Here is a 15,362-nt window from a genome sequence, read left to right on the forward strand (position 1 = left end):
GGCGAGGCCATCGCCGTCAGCGCATCCGCTTCTCCGGCGGTCGTCGCACCCGGTGCACGGGTACGCACCCGATGGAGGAGCGGCCCGCCCGGCATAGCCACCGCCTGGTGCACCGCACTGGGGGTCTTTCCGTCGCGAGACGGTGAGGCCCGCCCGGAGCAGCGGTTCGCCCAGCGGCGTCTGCGTCGCGGCGGCGCACACCCATGGCAGGCGGCTCCTGCGGCAGCGTCGCCGCTGGTGCGTCTCCTGCGACCGGAGACTGAGCAGCTCTGGCCGCGCGCATCGGCCCACGGCGAAAGCCGGGAATCCGGGATGCCGGCCAGCACCATGGGCAGGGGTCGGCACGACGAATGCATCGGGGAAGCGGCGGTGCATTCGGAAAGCGCCGGCGGGAACGGCCGCGCTCCGCGGATCGACGTAGTTGACCGGGCTGCACCGGTAAGCCGGACGTCTTGGCGTCCGGTGGCCCACCGCCCGGCGATGCCCGCCGTCCGCATGCCCAGGCCACCCGGCAGGGGAGTGAGCAACAGCTGCGCCTTGTACCGCCCGACTGACGTAGCACGGTCAACACCGCGTGGCGGTATACCCACCTCAGCGGCTCGGCAACAGAGCGGACTCAAGGGGGCGCAGAGGGCGCGCCCGCTCACTCACCTCAGCCTTTGGCACGGCACGTCAGGCAATGCGCGCGGACACACCAGGCAAGCCGAGCGTGGCAGGCTTACCAGGCGTGCAGTCGCACCACCCTAGGAACATGCAGAACGCGGTCGGGCTTCCCTGACGCTGAACGAAAACCACCCGCGCGGTGGCGAAGGGAGAATCGGCGAGATGACGGCCCTGGTATGGGTGCTCATGGTGGCGGTCATCATTCTTGCCACCGCGGTCATAACTGGCCTGATCTTCGGTGCTCGAGCGCTGCGCCGCCTGCAGGAGAGCCGGCTCGCCGATCAGCAGAGCCGGGCCGTGGACCAGGAGAACCGTGAGCGCACCCTGCAGCGCGCCAAGGCCAAGGTCGATGATGCCAATGCCAAAGCTGCTTCCGTACGCGCGGAAGTTGCCGCCGCCAAAGCCGAGGCCACTGCCGCTCGGGCCGAGGCCCGGCGGGTTTTGGAGTCGGCGCACGAGGAAGCCGACACGATTCTCGAGCATGCGCACCGCCAGGCGGAGTCGGATGCGGAGCAGGTGCGCGCGGCTGCCCGGCGGAGCGGCGAACGCGAGGTGGCGCTGCTGAACACGACCGCGAAGGAACACGCGGCCGAGGTGGAGCGGCGGGCTGCTCGGATCGACGAGCGGGAGCGTCTGCACGGCGAGGAGGTCGAGCGGCTGGTGGACCGCGAGCGGCGGCTGTCCGCGATGGACGCTGACCTTGCGGCCCGCGAGTCGGCGTTGACCGACCGCGAAGCTGCGGTTGCCGAGGCCGAGGAACGTCGGCGCCAGGAGCTGGAGCGGATTGCGAGTTTGACTGCCGAGCAGGCGCGGTCCGAGCTGATCGAGAACATCGAGGGCCAGGCGAAGCGGGAGGCGGCGATCCTGGTCCGGGACATCGAATCGGATGCCAAGCGCACTGCGGATACCCGAGCTCGGCACATCGTCGTGGACGCGATCCAGCGGATTGCCAGCGAGCAGACCGCGGAAAGCGTGGTCAGTGTGCTGCATCTGCCGAGTGATGAGATGAAGGGCCGGATCATCGGCCGTGAGGGCCGCAACATCCGGGCGTTCGAGTCGACCACCGGGGTCAATCTGATCATCGACGACACCCCGGAGGCGGTGCTGCTGTCGTGCTTCGACCCGGTGCGCCGCGAGGTGGGCCGGCTGACGCTGGAGAAGCTGGTGCTCGACGGCCGGATCCATCCGCACCGGATCGAGGAGGTCTTCGAGGGTGCGAAGAGCGAGGTGGATCTGCTCTGCGAGCGCGCCGCCGAGGAGGCCCTGGTCGATGTCGGCATCACCGACATTCATCCGGAGCTGGCGACGTTGCTGGGTCGGCTGCGCTATCGCACGAGCTACGGGCAGAACGTGCTGAAGCATCTGGTGGAGACCGCGCATATCGCCGGGATCATGGCGGCCGAGCTGGGCTTGGACGTGCCGACGATGAAACGGTCGGCGTTCCTGCACGACATCGGCAAGGCGCTCACCCACGAGGTGGAGGGCAGTCACGCGTTGATCGGCGCGGATCTGGCTCGCAAGTTTGGTGAGTCGGAGGATGTCGTACACGCGATCGAGGCGCATCACAACGAGGTGCCGCCGCAGACTGTCGAAGCGGTGCTGACGCAGGCCGCGGATGCGTGTTCCGGTGGGCGGCCGGGCGCGCGTCGGGAGAGTCTGGAGGCGTACGTGAAGCGGCTGGAGCGGATCGAGGAGATCGCCGGCGGCAAGTCGGGGGTCGACAAGGTTTTTGCCATGCAGGCTGGCCGCGAGATCCGGGTGATGGTCCGCCCCGAGGACGTGGACGACATTTCGGCTGCGGTGCTGGCGCGCGATGTCGCGAAGCAGATCGAGGAGGAGCTGACCTACCCGGGCCAAATCCGGGTGACGGTCGTGCGCGAGTCGCGGGTCACGGAACTCGCCCGCTGACGATCAAGAGCTAGAAGCGTAAGAGCTAGAAGATCAAGAGCTGCATGTCGTAGCTCGGTGGGTGGTGCGGACCGCCGCTCCCGCCGAGCCGGGCGTGGGGAGCCGAGGAGCTGGCGCTCCAGATCAGCTCCCCACACCCTTCAAGCTGCGTGAGTGGTCCCGCTTCAATCCGTTACACAGCCGCGGAGGCGTCCGCGCCGTCCGCGACCGTGATCTGTTTGATCCGCGGGGCCTTGCCACTGCGGCGGGTCCGGCGTTCCAGCACCCCGGCGAAGTACGTCAGCGAGGCGTTGAGCAGCACGTAGATGATCGCTGCCACAATGGCCGCCGCGACGAGGTTGCCATAGTTGGCGCTGAGCGTGTTGACGCCGAGTTGCAGCAGCTCGGTGTAGCCGATGATGTAGCCGAGCGCTGTGTCCTTCACCAGGACGACGAGCTGGCTGACGATGACCGGCAGCATCGCCCGGGCCGCCTGCGGCATGAGGATTTCGCTCATCACCTGGTACTTGCGCATGCCGATCGCGTAGCCGGCTTCGCTCTGCCCGCGCGGCACCGCGTGAATGCCGGCGCGGAACGCTTCGGCCAGCACAGACCCGTTGTAGAGGGTGAGACCCGCAACGACCGCCCAGAACGGCGGCATCGGCTCCTCGGTGAGGAACGGGATCCCGTAGAAGATGAAGAAGATCAGCAGCAGCAGTGGCACGGCGCGGAAGAACTCCACCACCGCGCCGGCCGGGATGCGCAGCCACCAGTGGTCCGAGAGTCGGCCGACCGAGAAGATCAGGCCGAAGACCAGCGACAGCACCATGGCGACGGCGGCCGCGCTGACCGTGGACCACAGACCCGGCAGGATGTAGTCGACCCAGGTCGAGCTCTCCAGGAAGGGCCGCCACAGCGGGCCTTCCCACTGGCCTTTCTCATCGAACTTGCGGTAGATCCACCACAGCAAGCCCACGACTGCCAGGCCGAAGATGACGGTCAGCACCGCGTTGCGGATCTTGGACCGCGGCCCGGGGTGGTCGTAGAGGACAGCGTCGGTGTTGGCGCTCACCGCTTCACCGCCAGACGGTTAGCCAGCCAGCCGAAGAGGTAGCCGGTGGGGATCAGAACGGCGGCGAAGGTGCCGGCGAACACCAGGAAGATCGGGATGACCGCGTCGCCGTTCGCGTTGATCAGGTCCTTCATCGCGCTGGAGGACTCCATCAGGCCGATGATGCCGACGATGGTGGAGTTCTTCGCCAGGGCGATGAAGATGCTGCCCAGCGGCGCGATCACGGCACGTCCCGCCTGCGGCAGGATGATGACCGTAAGGGTCTGCAGGAACGACATGCCGATGGCGCGGGCGGCCTCGGCCTGCCCGGCCGGCACGGTGTTGATGCCGGAGCGGATGGCCTCGCACACGAACGCGGCGGTGTAGACCGACAGGCCGATCACGCCGAGCCAGTAGTTGTTGCTGTCCAGGTTGTCCGACAGCGACAGCCCGAGCGCTGAGTACAGGCCGAAGTAGCAGAAGACGATGATCAGCGTCAGCGGCGTGTTTCGAAAGATGTTGACCCAGGACGCACCGAAGCCGCGCAGCACCGGGACCGGTGAAACCCGCATCGCGGCGAGCACGACGCCGAGGACCACGGAGCCGACCGTTGCGGCCGCGGTGAGTTTCAGAATCCAGAGAAACCCGGTGACGTACGTGTCGATGTTGGTGGGATCGGAGAAGACGTCCATCACCCTCGCTTCCTCGCGACGCCGAAGGAACAGGAAGGCGTCGCGGCAGCGGCGCCGGTCAATCGTGGTAGGGCTCTATCGTGGTAGGGCTCTGCAGCAGCGGGCGGGGCCGGCAGTCACACCGGCCCCGCCCGCGTACGCGCTAGGTCAGCTGCAGTTCGTCAGCTTGGTGACGTCCAGGGTGGGAGCCGCGGTGCCGCTCTTGCCGAGCGAGTTGTCCCAGGCGGCCTTGTAGGAGCCGTCCGAGGCTGCGGCCTTCAGGATGTCGTTGATCTTGTTGCAGCCGTCCTTGTCGGTCTTCTTCAGACCGATGCCGTACGGCTCCTCGCTGAACTTCTTGCCGACGACCTTGAACTTGCCGGCGTACTGGTCCTGGGCGGCGTAGCCGGCGAGGATGATGTCGTCGGTGGTGACCGCGTCCACGGTGCCGTCGGCCAGCGCCTGCACGCACTTCGAGTACGAGTCGAACTGCTGGAGCTGGGCGGTCTTGTGCTCGGTCTGGATCCGCTTGGCCGGCGTGGAGCCGGAGACGGAGCAGACCTTCTTGCCGGCGATGGCCTCGACGCCGGTGATCGTCGACGCGATCGGGACCAGCAGGTCCTGGCCGGCGACGTAGTACGGGCCACCGAAGTTGACGACCTTCTTGCGGTCGTCGTTGATCGTGTACGTCGCGACGACGATGTCGACCTGGCCCTGCTGGATGAAGGGCTCGCGGTTGGAGGACACCGTGGTCTTGTACTCGATGCCGGTCTCCGGCACGCCGAGGCCCTTGGCGATGATCTTCGCGATCTCGATGTCGAAACCGGTGTAGGTGCTGCCGGTCAGCAGGCCGAGACCCGGCTGGTCGGCCTTGACGCCCACGACGAGCTTCTTGTCGCTGCTCGCCTTGCCGATGATGCCGCTGGCCTTACCCGAGCCGCTGTCGTCGCCCCCGCCGCACGCTGCCGCGGCCATTGCCAGGGCGAAGGCCCCGGCTACGGCCGTCATTCGGGTGATGCGCATCGTCTCGCTCCTCCTACTGGGGAAAAACACAATTCGAAAATGGCGTCCGGATTGGACTGATGTCAGGGAGTCGGGACCATGACATCGGATCAGGACCGGGTCAGTGGGTCAGGATCTTCGAAAGGAAGTCCTTGGCGCGATCGCTCTTCGGGTTCTCGAAGAAATCGGCCGGGGTCGACTGCTCGACGAGCTGACCGTCGGCCATGAAGACGACGCGGTCGGCGGCGTGCCGGGCGAAGCCCATCTCGTGGGTGACCACGACCATCGTCATGCCGTCCTTGGCGAGCGATGTCATGACGTCGAGGACCTCGCCGACCATCTCCGGGTCGAGGGCGCTGGTCGGCTCGTCGAAGAGCAGAGCCTTCGGCTGCATCGCCAGCGCTCGTGCGATGGCGACCCGCTGCTGCTGACCGCCGGAGAGCTGGGCAGGGTACTTGTCCGCCTGGCTCGCGATGCCGACCCGGTCCAGCAGCTTCAGGGCCCGCTCGCGCACGGCTGCGGGCTTCTCGCCCTTGACCTTGACCGGCCCGAGCGTGACGTTTTGCAGGATCGTCTTGTGCGCGAAGAGGTTGAAGGACTGGAAAACCATTCCCACCTCGCTGCGCAACTGCGCGAGGGCCTTGCCTTCGGCGGGCAACTGGCGACCGTCGAAGGTGATCGTGCCGGAGTTGATCGGCTCGAGGCGATTGATCGCGCGACACAGCGTCGACTTGCCCGACCCGGACGGTCCGATCACGACGACGACCTCGCCGCGGTCCACGGTGAGGCTGACATCCTGCAGGACGTGCAGCGGGCCAAAGTATTTGTTGACCTGCTCGAGGACGATGAGAGGCTCACTCGTCGTCACCGTCTGACCACCGTCCCGTCGTTGGGCTTCACTCGGATGGGGTCACTCTAGGGGGGCGGCGGTATCGGATCACGCCGAGAATGGTCACGGAGCAGTAACACCGGGGGTGAAAACGGAAAAGGATGTCCACGATGAGCGGTATGGCGCACGACGATCCGGCAGACGGCCTGTGGAATTGGTGCGTAAGGGCAACAATTGCTGCCTCCAAGATCCACGCTGCGGTGGCGGGCGCGCTGCAACGACCAGTGACGACTCTGGACGAACCGGTGCACGGCGCAGTGCTTTGTGATGTGTGGCACGTGGGCGGTGAGTTCCCGACAGTGATCGACTGTTACCTCACTCCCAGTGATCTCCCCGAGGCAACCATCGCCAGCGCCGTGGCCGTCCGGCTCGGCGCCGACGTGCTGCTTCCGGACGACACCCTCAATCCCACGCGCTACGTCCTGGCCGAGCCCGACGGCACGCTGCGGGCCGTGCACGTCGACGAGATCGAAACCGACGAGGGTACGGAACGCCGCCACCTACGCCCCTGCACCGGCGCCGACCCGGCCTGCGCGCCCGCACCCGGCTGCTCCCGCTCGAGGTGGAAACCCCGTCCCTGGCCTGAAGCGGCTTAGGCCTGCCGGCCGCGAAGGACTACCCTGGTCAATTGCCATGACTGAGACCCTGCCTGAGGCTTTGCCGAGCGCCGCCCGCACCTACGACGTGCGGACCTACGGCTGCCAGATGAACGTGCACGACAGCGAGCGCATCTCCGGCCTGATGGAGGACGCGGGCTACGTCCGTGCCACCGAGGCCGACGCTGCCGACGTCGTCGTCTTCAACACCTGCGCGGTGCGGGAAAACGCCGACAACCGCCTCTACGGCAACCTGGGCCATCTGCGCCCCACGAAGCTCAAGCACCCCGGCATGCAGATCGCCGTCGGCGGCTGCCTCGCCCAGAAAGACCGCGGCGACATCGTCAAGCGCGCGCCCTGGGTCGATGTCGTCTTCGGGACGCACAACATCGGCTCCCTGCCCACCCTGCTCGAACGGGCCCGGCACAACCAGGAGGCAGAGGTCGAGATCCTCGAGTCGCTCGAGGTCTTCCCGTCGACCCTGCCCACCAAGCGCGAATCGACCTACGCGGGCTGGGTGTCGATCTCGGTCGGCTGCAACAACACCTGCACCTTCTGCATCGTGCCGTCGCTGCGCGGCAAGGAGAAGGACCGTCGTCCGGGCGAGATCCTGGCCGAGGTGCAGGCTCTCGCCGCCGAGGGCGTCCTCGAGGTCACCCTGCTCGGCCAGAACGTCAACTCGTACGGCGTCGAGTTCGGTGACCGGCTGGCCTTCGGCAAACTGCTGCGCGCCTGCGGGGAGATCGACGGCCTGGAGCGGGTTCGGTTCACCAGCCCGCACCCCAAGGACTTCACCGACGACGTGATCGCGGCGATGGCCGAGACCCCGAACGTGTGCCACTCGCTGCACATGCCGCTGCAGTCCGGCTCCGACCGGGTGCTCAAGGCGATGCGCCGCAGCTACCGCTCGGAGAAGTACCTCGGCATCATCGACAAGGTTCGAGCTGCCATGCCAGACGCGGCGATCACGACCGACATCATCGTGGGCTTCCCCGGCGAGACCGAAGAAGATTTCGTCCAGACCCTCGATGTGGTTCGCCAGGCCCGCTTCTCCAGCGCCTTCACCTTCCAGTACTCGAAGCGACCCGGCACGCCCGCCGCGACGATGGACGAGCAGCTGCCGAAGCAGGTCGTTCAGGAGCGTTACGAGCGGCTGATCGCCACCCTGGAGGAGATCAGCTGGGCCGAGAACAAGCGGCTGGTGGGGGAGCGGGTCGAGGTCCTGGTCGCGGTCGGCGAAGGTCGCAAGGACGAGCGCACCGGCCGGCTGAGCGGCCGGGCCCGGGATGGTCGCCTCGTGCACTTCGCCACCGGTGGCCTCACCCCGCGCCCCGGCGACGTGGTGGAGACGGTGATCACGTACGCCGCCCCGCACCACCTCAACGCGGACGGCGACCCGCTCAGCCACCGGCGTACGCGGGCTGGTGACGCGTACGAGGCTGGGCGTACCCCGCGCCTCCCTGGCGTCTCGCTGGGGCTGCCGAGTGTCGGTGTGCCTCCGCCGCTGCCCGCCTCGACCGCGGGCGGCTGCTCGCTCTAGGTTGCCTCAACTCCCGACCGGTGCGACCGATGGGAGTCGCTGTGAAGTCTCGTGGGTACGCCGTGGCCTCCATCGGCCTCATCCTGGCGTACTTCGCGTTCCCGGCGGAGCTGCGCTGGCTGCCGTACCTGTTGGTGTCCGGCGCGGTCATCCCGGCCGTGGCGATCGGGTTGAGCCGTAGCCCGGTGGGCACGCGGCTGCCGTGGTGGCTGCTGCTGGTCGCGGTGGGCTTCCTCAACGCGGGCAACGTGGTCTGGGCGTGGAACATCTATGCGCCGCCCGAGCCGGTCCGGGACGACATGGTGTCGGCCGCTCTCTACGCCACCGGCTACCTGTTCCTGCTCGGCGACGCCGTGCTGGTGGTGCTGCGTCGGGGCCGCCGCGATCTTGGTGGGGTCATCGACGCGGCGATCACCTCGCTGGCCCTTGGCGGGCTGCTGTGGGACGTGGTGTTTCTGCCGTTCCACCAGGCTGCCGATGTGCCGCCGATGGACCAGGGCTTCCTGTTCATCGACGTCTTCGTCATGATGGGCATCCTCGGCGCTCTGGTCCGGGTCGCGTTGGTTTCCCGGCATCTCGTCGCGGTGTGGTTGCTCGCTGGCGGGCTCGCCACCGGCGTGCTGGCGAACGTCCTGGCAGTGGTGATCACCGATCCGGTCACCGGAGCCGTGCCCGACTGGGCCAACCTGCCGTTCCTCATCGGGTACGTGTGCCTCGGCGCTGCCGCGCTGCACCCGACCGCGGTGCTGATCACGGAACCGGGCCCGGAGCCTGCCGATGACCTGACCCCGGGCCGGTTGCTGTTCCTGGGCTTGATGATGGCGTCGATCCCGGTGGTCGGCGGCGGCCGGGCGGTGCTCGGACTGCCCACCGACGGGGTCCTGATCGCGCTCGGCTCGGCCGTTTTGGTGCCCCTGGTGATGCTCCGGGTCGGCCGGCTGTCGGCGCAACGCCGGCGAGCCGAGCAGGAATTGCTGCGGCTCGCCACCGCCGATCCGCTGACCGGGCTGCCGAACCGGGCCGCCTGCCTGGACCGGCTCACCGCCGAGTTGGCCGCCGATCCGGGCCGGCAGGCGGTGCTCTTCTGCGACCTCGACGGCTTCAAGCCGGTCAACGACCGGCTCGGTCACGCCGCCGGCGACGCGCTACTCATCGCGGTCGCTGCCCGCCTGCGCGCCTCGGTCCGCGAGTGCGACCTGGTGAGCCGGTTCGGCGGCGACGAGTTCGTGGTGATCTGCCACGGCGACGATCCGCGCGAGGCCGTCGAGGCGGTGTGTGACCGGATCCGTCGGGTGGTGCGTGAGCCCATCCAGGTTGCCGGTGAGCTGGTCCGGGTCGGGCTCAGCGTGGGCGTCGCCTTCGCCGGGCCGGATGCCACGACCGACGAGCTGATCAACCGTGCTGACCTCGCCATGTACCAGGCCAAACAGTCGAAGGCGGTGGGTGAGCTCAGCCTCGCCCACGCATGAGTACGGCCCCGCCGACCAGACGGGGCCGTACGAAAGAAACCGTCAGTTGGCCTGCTCGGCCAGCGCCAAGAACTGCTTTTTGGTCGCGAGGGCCTGCTCGGCCTCCTTGACCCGGCGGCTGTCGCCGGCCGCCTGGGCGCGGGCGAGTCGTGCCTCCGCCTCGGCGACCTGCTCGCGCATCTGCTTGAGCAGCGGGTTGTCCTGCGGGGTGGTCTTGCGCCACGCCGAATCCATCGCGATCCGGATGCGCTCCTCAGCCGCACGCCAGCGCCGGTCGAGGGAAGCCGCCGACTCGCGCGGCACCCGACCCGCGTCGTGCCAGGCGGCCTGAAGGTCCCGCAACTTGTTCTGCGCGCCGCGCGGGTCGGCGTCGACGTCGACCGCTTCGAGCTCGGCGAGGACGGCCTGCTTCTTCTCAAGGTTGCCCTTGTATTCGGCGTCCCGGGCCGAGAAGACCTCGCTGCGGCGGGTGAAGAAGCTGTCCTGTGCGGCACGGAAGCGTTCCCAGAGGCGCTGCTCGGCCTCCTTCGCGGCGCGCGGCGCCGCCTTCCACTCGTTCATCAGCTCCTTGAGCCGGGCCGCGGTCGGGCCCCACTCGCTGGACTCGGCGAGCGTTTCCGCCTCCTTGACCAGGTCTTCCTTGGCGGTCTGCGCCTGCTTGCGCTGGCCGTCGAGGGTGGCGAAGTGGGCGCCGCGGCGGCGAGTGAAGCCGTCCCGGGCGGTGGCGAAGCGCTTCCACAGCTCACCGTCGGTCTTCTTGTCGACGCCGCGGATCGTCTTCCACTCGTCGAGGATCTCCTTGAGCCGGTCGCCCGCGGTCTTCCAGCCGGTCGCCTCGGCGGCGATCGTCTCGGCCTCCTCGACCAGGGCGGTCTTGCGGGCCAGCGCCTCGGTGCGCGCCACCTCGCGGGCGGCCTTGGCCTCGCCGGCTTTCTCGTCGGCGATCGCGGTGAGCCGGTCCAGCCGGGCGGCGAGACCGTCGATGTCGCCGACGACGTGGGCCTCGTCGAGGGTGGTCCGCAGCCGCTTGATGGTGGTCAGGGAGTGCGCCGCGTCGGCCGCGCCGGACTTGAGCCGGGCTTCCACGAGGTCGACCTCGGTGACCAGGTCGGCGAAGCGGCGGGCGAAGTGGGCCAGGCCCTCCTCGGGGGTGCCCGCCTGCCATGAGCCGACCACCCGGTCGCCCTCGGCCGTCTTCACATAAACGGTGCCGTCGGCATCCACGCGCCCGAAGGTCGTCCAGTCAATCATGAGCCCATCCTCGTTCTCCCGGCGTCGCCGAGCCTCGATGCCCGCGACCGCCGCCATAGCGCAGTCGAATGCCATCTTTCCATCGGCATTCTTTCTCGCGCATTGTCACAGGTCCAACCCGGTTCCGGGGAAGCGCCCACGGATGACCGTGACCAGCCCGTTACGGTGGCTCCGTGCCATTGCTCCCACCCCCCGGAGTCGTCGCCGTGGTCGGGCCGACCGCCGCCGGGAAAACCGCGCTCAGTCTCGCCCTCGCCCACGCCCTCGACGGGGAGGTCGTCAACGCCGATTCGATGCAGCTCTATCGGGGCATGGACATCGGTACGGCCAAACTCCCAGCCCACGAACGCGACGGGGTCCCGCACCACGTCCTCGACCTGTGGGATGTCACCTTTCCGGCGAATGTCGCGGAGTATCAGGAGCGGGCCCGGGCGGCCGTCGACGAGATCGCGGGGCGGGGACGCGTACCCATCCTGGTGGGCGGTTCGGGGTTGTACGTACGCGCCGTACTCGAAGATTTCGCCTTTCCGGGTACCGATCCCGTCATTCGGGAACGTCTGGAGGCTGAGCTGGCCGAATCCGGCCCCGCAGAGCTGCATGAGCGGCTGCGACAGGCCGACCCGGCCGCCGCCGAGAAGATCCTGCCGTCGAACGGGCGGCGCATCGTGCGGGCGTTGGAGGTCATCGAGCTGACCGGCGCGTCGTTCACGGCGGCCCTGCCCGAGCCAATCCCGTACTACGCCAGCGTGCAGATCGGCGTCGATCGGGACACCGCCGAGCTCGACCAGCGGATCGCCGACCGGGTCGACCTCATGTGGGCGGCCGGTCTGATCGACGAGGCACGCCAGCTCGACGCCGAAGGCCTGCGCGAGGGGCGGACGGCGAGCCGCGCCCTCGGTTACCAGCAGGCCCTCGCGCAGCTCGACGGCGCACTGACCGAGGACGAGGCCAAGGCCGACACGGTGCAGGGCACCCGCCGGTTCGTCCGTCGGCAGCGATCCTGGTTCCGGCGCGATCCGCGGATCACCTGGCTGGACGGCGCGTCGAGCACTCTGATGGAGGACGCGTTGTCGGCCTGCGGCGTGCTTGCGCGATGATGGACCGCGTGTTGTTCACCAAGGGCCACGGCACCGGCAACGACTTCGTCATCCTGCCCGACCCCGACGGCGCGCTCGATCTGACGCCCGCGCTGGTCGCTGCCCTGTGCGATCGCCGCCGGGGCCTCGGCGCAGACGGCGTTCTCCGAGTCGTGCGCAGTGCCAAGCACCCCGACGGCGCCGACTTCGCGGACGACGCCGAGTGGTTCATGGACTACTGGAACGCCGACGGCTCGTCCGCCGAGATGTGCGGCAACGGCGTGCGGGTCTTCACCCGCTACCTGCTCACCCGCGGCCTTGCGACCGCCGGCCCCGAGGGCCTTCCGGTGGCGACGCGAGCCGGCGTCGTGCGAGCGGTCGTCAGCGACTCGCTCATCTCGGTCCACATGACCACCCCCCGGGTGTACGCGGCCAGCATTGCCACCATCGGCCCCCTCACCATGCCCGGCGTGGCCGTGGACTGCGGCAACCCGCACCTGGTCACCGGCCTGCACGACGGCGTTGACCTCGCCACCCTGGACCTGACCGTGGCACCGGGCCACGACACCGGCCTGTTCCCCGACGGGGTGAATGTCGAATTCACCATCCCCGGTGACCCGGTCACCGGCGCCGACCTGCACGTCCACATGCGGGTGTACGAGCGCGGCTCGGCCGAGACCCTGTCCTGCGGCTCGGGTGCGTTGGCTGTCGGCGCGGTGGCTCTGCGCGACGCGGGCCTGGCGACAGGCATGGTCGCGGTGGACGTCCCCGGCGGTCGTCTGCTCGTGACCGCCGACGAGCACGGCCGATGGTTCCTCGCCGGCCCGGCGGTTCTCGTGGCTACCGGCGAGATCGACGTGGCGGCGCTCAGCTGATGGCGGGCACGCACGACAAGGCAGCTGTCGCTGGCATGCACGGCAAGGCCGCGCTGCACCGCGTCGCTCACCGTGGCTACTCCGCCGTCGCGCCCGAGAACACGCTGCCCGCCTTCGCCGCCGGTGTTCTCTCGGGAGCCACCTTCATCGAGTTCGACGTGCGTACCACCGCGGACGGCGTGCCGGTGGTCATCCACGACCGCACTGTCGATCGGACCACGGATGGCTCCGGCAAGGTCTGGGAGCTGGCCTTCGACGAGATCGCGGGGTTGGACGCGGGATCCTGGTTCTCCCCGGCCTTCACCGGAGTCCGGGTGCCCCGCCTCACCGATGCGCTGGCGTTGCTCCACCCGCACGCCGTCCTCGCAGACTCGGCCGGGGCCGCCGGGATCGTGCCAGTGGCGGCGCCCCGCGTCGAGGTGCTGCTGGAGATCAAGCCGCCGGCCGACCTTGCGCAGGTCAAGAACATCATCGGCCAGGTGGCGGATGCCGGGCTGCTGGACCGTACCGTCGTGCAGAGTTTTGATCCCGCGATCGTGTGCCTGGTCGCTGAGGCCGCCCCCGACGTGCGCCGGGGTTTCCTGCGGGACGCTTTCGACCCGGCGCAGGTCGAGGTGGCCGCGGAGCTGGGCGTCGGCTACTGCAACCCGTCGGTGAACGCGGTCCTCGGCTCGCCGGAGACCGTCGCGGCCCTCGCGGATGCGGGGGTGGCGGTCATGCCGTGGACCGCCAACGACCTGACGCTCTGGCCCGACCTGGTCCGGGCCGGTGTGGCCGGTTTGATCACCGACCACACCGGAGAGCTGACCGGCTGGGCCCGCCACCGCTGAACGTTCCGCGGCCGCGCGACAGCTAGTAGGTCACCTCGGGTGCCTGATCCATCTCGGTGGCGGGCACCGCGGCCGCGTTCTGCGGCGGGGGAGTGCCCTTGACCGTGGCGCGGATCGCCGCCGCCACCGCGGGCGTCACCCGGGCGTCGAACACGCTGGGGATGATCACGGTCGGGTTGATCTTGTCCTCGCCGACGGTGTTGGCGATGGCCATCGCTGCAGCCAACGCCATCTCCTCGGTGAACTCCTCGGCGCTCACGTCGAGCATGCCGCGGAACACGCCGGGGAACGCCAGCACGTTGTTGATCTGGTTGGGCTGGTCGGAGCGGCCGGTCGCCACGATCGCCGCATGCTGCCGGGCCTCCCGCGGGTCCACCTCGGGGTCCGGGTTGGCCAGCGCGAACACGATCGACTTGTCGGCCATCTTGGCGATGTCGTCACCGGTCAGTAGGTTCGGGGCGCTGACCCCGATGAACACGTCCGCACCGACGATCGCGCCGGGCAGGTCGCCCGAGTAGTTCTCCTTGTTCGTGTGCTCGGCCAGCCACTCCCAGGTCGGGGTCAGCTCGGCCATGCCACGGTGCAGGGCACCCTTCCGGTCGTACGCGATGATGTCGCCCACGCCCTGGCGCAGCAGCAGTTTCATGATCGCCGTACCCGCGGCCCCCGCGCCGGAGACGACAACCTTGACGTCCGCCAGGTCCTTGCCCACGACCCGCAGCGCGTTCGTCAGCGCCGCCAGCACGCAGATCGCGGTCCCGTGCTGGTCGTCGTGGAAGACCGGGATGTCCAGCAGCTCGCGCAGCCGCGACTCGATCTCGAAGCAGCGCGGCGCCGCGATGTCCTCGAGGTTGATGCCGCCGTACGCCGGCGCGATCGCCTTCACGATGGCGACGATCTCGTCGGTGTCCTGGGTGTCGAGCACGACCGGCCAGGCGTCGACGCCGCCGAACCGCTTGAACAACGCAGCCTTGCCCTCCATGACCGGCATGGCGGCCGCCGGGCCGATGTTGCCCAGGCCGAGCACGGCCGAGCCGTCGCTGACCACGGCAACCGTGTTGCGCTTGATAGTCAGCCGCCGCGCGTCCTTCGGGTTCTCCGCGATCGCCATGCAGACCCGAGCCACACCCGGCGTGTACGCCCGGGACAGCTCGTCGCGGTTGCGCAGGGCGACCTTCGAGGAAACTTCGATCTTGCCGCCCAGGTGCAGCAGGAAGGTGCGGTCGGAGACCTTGCGGACGTCGACGCCGTCCTGCTCCTCCAGGTTCTTGACGACCTGGTCGGCGTGCGTCGAGTCGGCGGTGTCGCAGGTGAGGTCGACGAGGACGCGGGTGGGGTCGGAGTCCACCACGTCGAGCGCGGTCACGATCGCGCCCGCCTCACCTACGCAGGTGGTGAGCCGGCCGATGGACGAGGCGTCGGCGGTCACGGCGATGCGGATCGTGATCGAGAATCCTGCGCTGGGCAGGCGGGTGGTCACCACGGGAATCCCTCCGTCGTTGGCGGGTGAGTACCCGTATTCTTCCGCTTCGGGAATCTCGGCGGTCGTCGCGGTGGTTACT

Annotated in this window: 12 protein-coding genes and 1 pseudogene; 7 read left to right on the plus strand and 6 right to left on the minus strand. The window is 68.8% G+C overall.

Annotated features, from left to right (window positions below):
* Window positions 1–1,029: 1,029 nt before the first annotated feature.
* Window positions 1,030–2,571 (plus strand): annotated as a pseudogene (rny, locus tag ACIA1L_RS01390) (ribonuclease Y); the annotation flags it as partial.
* 172 nt (window positions 2,572–2,743) lie between these two features.
* Here the strand turns inward: rny and ACIA1L_RS01395 are convergent.
* The 4 genes from ACIA1L_RS01395 to ACIA1L_RS01410 form a co-directional block, all read right to left on the minus strand.
* Window positions 2,744–3,622: an amino acid ABC transporter permease gene (locus ACIA1L_RS01395; protein ID WP_396070327.1), complete on the minus strand. Its 879-nt coding sequence runs from the start codon at window positions 3,620–3,622 to the stop codon at window positions 2,744–2,746.
* Complete coding sequence (locus ACIA1L_RS01400; RefSeq protein ID WP_396070328.1) at window positions 3,619–4,293, minus strand: amino acid ABC transporter permease; 675 nt, start codon at window positions 4,291–4,293, stop codon at window positions 3,619–3,621. The genes ACIA1L_RS01395 and ACIA1L_RS01400 overlap by 4 nt, the downstream gene beginning before the upstream one ends.
* A gap of 147 nt (window positions 4,294–4,440) precedes the next feature.
* Window positions 4,441–5,295, minus strand: coding sequence for a glutamate ABC transporter substrate-binding protein (locus tag ACIA1L_RS01405; RefSeq protein WP_396070330.1), 855 nt, complete (start codon window positions 5,293–5,295; stop codon window positions 4,441–4,443).
* Between the two features lie 100 nt (window positions 5,296–5,395).
* Entirely contained in the window at window positions 5,396–6,142 is a 747-nt protein-coding gene (locus ACIA1L_RS01410; RefSeq protein ID WP_396070331.1) for an amino acid ABC transporter ATP-binding protein, read from the minus strand.
* 131 nt (window positions 6,143–6,273) lie between these two features.
* Here ACIA1L_RS01410 and ACIA1L_RS01415 point away from each other — a divergent pair, with 131 nt between their 5' ends.
* From ACIA1L_RS01415 to ACIA1L_RS01425, 3 genes are read left to right on the plus strand one after another with little or no spacing between them, the layout of a single operon-like run.
* Window positions 6,274–6,759: a hypothetical protein gene (locus ACIA1L_RS01415; RefSeq protein WP_396070332.1), complete on the plus strand. Its 486-nt coding sequence runs from the start codon at window positions 6,274–6,276 to the stop codon at window positions 6,757–6,759.
* Between the two features lie 37 nt (window positions 6,760–6,796).
* A complete protein-coding gene (miaB, locus tag ACIA1L_RS01420; RefSeq protein WP_396070334.1) occupies window positions 6,797–8,299 on the plus strand; it encodes a tRNA (N6-isopentenyl adenosine(37)-C2)-methylthiotransferase MiaB in 1,503 nt (500 codons plus the stop codon).
* Window positions 8,300–8,328: 29 nt separating this feature from the next.
* Window positions 8,329–9,768: a diguanylate cyclase gene (locus ACIA1L_RS01425; protein ID WP_396070336.1), complete on the plus strand. Its 1,440-nt coding sequence runs from the start codon at window positions 8,329–8,331 to the stop codon at window positions 9,766–9,768.
* Window positions 9,769–9,810: 42 nt separating this feature from the next.
* Here ACIA1L_RS01425 and ACIA1L_RS01430 read toward each other — a convergent pair whose 3' ends face one another.
* Entirely contained in the window at window positions 9,811–11,019 is a 1,209-nt protein-coding gene (locus ACIA1L_RS01430) for a DUF349 domain-containing protein (RefSeq protein WP_396070338.1), read from the minus strand.
* Between the two features lie 173 nt (window positions 11,020–11,192).
* Here ACIA1L_RS01430 and miaA point away from each other — a divergent pair, with 173 nt between their 5' ends.
* Genes miaA through ACIA1L_RS01445 form a run of 3 tightly spaced genes read left to right on the plus strand, consistent with a single transcriptional unit; the run spans window position 11,193 to window position 13,800 of the window.
* Window positions 11,193–12,116, plus strand: a complete 924-nt coding sequence (miaA, locus tag ACIA1L_RS01435) for a tRNA (adenosine(37)-N6)-dimethylallyltransferase MiaA (protein WP_396070340.1) — start codon at window positions 11,193–11,195, stop codon at window positions 12,114–12,116.
* A gap of 8 nt (window positions 12,117–12,124) precedes the next feature.
* Window positions 12,125–12,970, plus strand: a complete 846-nt coding sequence (dapF, locus tag ACIA1L_RS01440) for a diaminopimelate epimerase (protein WP_396070341.1) — start codon at window positions 12,125–12,127, stop codon at window positions 12,968–12,970.
* On the plus strand, window positions 12,970–13,800 hold the full coding sequence (locus ACIA1L_RS01445; RefSeq protein WP_396070343.1) for a glycerophosphodiester phosphodiesterase: 831 nt from the start codon (window positions 12,970–12,972) through the stop codon (window positions 13,798–13,800). The genes dapF and ACIA1L_RS01445 overlap by 1 nt, the downstream gene beginning before the upstream one ends.
* A gap of 22 nt (window positions 13,801–13,822) precedes the next feature.
* On the opposite strand, the gene ACIA1L_RS01450 is transcribed toward ACIA1L_RS01445, so the two are convergent.
* Window positions 13,823–15,283 (minus strand): NAD-dependent malic enzyme, encoded by a 1,461-nt coding sequence (locus ACIA1L_RS01450; protein WP_396070979.1) that lies wholly within the window; start codon window positions 15,281–15,283, stop codon window positions 13,823–13,825.
* Window positions 15,284–15,362: the final 79 nt, after the last annotated feature.

It is taken from the genome of Actinoplanes sp. NPDC051859, assembly GCF_044452725.1.
In the GTDB taxonomy this organism is placed as follows: domain Bacteria; phylum Actinomycetota; class Actinomycetes; order Mycobacteriales; family Micromonosporaceae; genus Actinoplanes.

Excerpts from the sequence above, each read along its gene's own strand:
- ACIA1L_RS01400 (WP_396070328.1), bottom strand. The coding sequence starts at position 4,293 with ATGGACGTCTTCTCCGATCCCACCAACATCGACACGTACGTCACCGGG.
- ACIA1L_RS01405 (WP_396070330.1), bottom strand. The coding sequence starts at position 5,295 with ATGCGCATCACCCGAATGACGGCCGTAGCCGGGGCCTTCGCCCTGGCA.
- ACIA1L_RS01415 (WP_396070332.1), top strand. The coding sequence starts at position 6,274 with ATGAGCGGTATGGCGCACGACGATCCGGCAGACGGCCTGTGGAATTGG.
- miaB (WP_396070334.1), top strand. The coding sequence starts at position 6,797 with ATGACTGAGACCCTGCCTGAGGCTTTGCCGAGCGCCGCCCGCACCTAC.
- ACIA1L_RS01425 (WP_396070336.1), top strand. The coding sequence starts at position 8,329 with ATGGGAGTCGCTGTGAAGTCTCGTGGGTACGCCGTGGCCTCCATCGGC.
- ACIA1L_RS01430 (WP_396070338.1), bottom strand. The coding sequence starts at position 11,019 with ATGATTGACTGGACGACCTTCGGGCGCGTGGATGCCGACGGCACCGTT.
- ACIA1L_RS01445 (WP_396070343.1), top strand. The coding sequence starts at position 12,970 with ATGGCGGGCACGCACGACAAGGCAGCTGTCGCTGGCATGCACGGCAAG.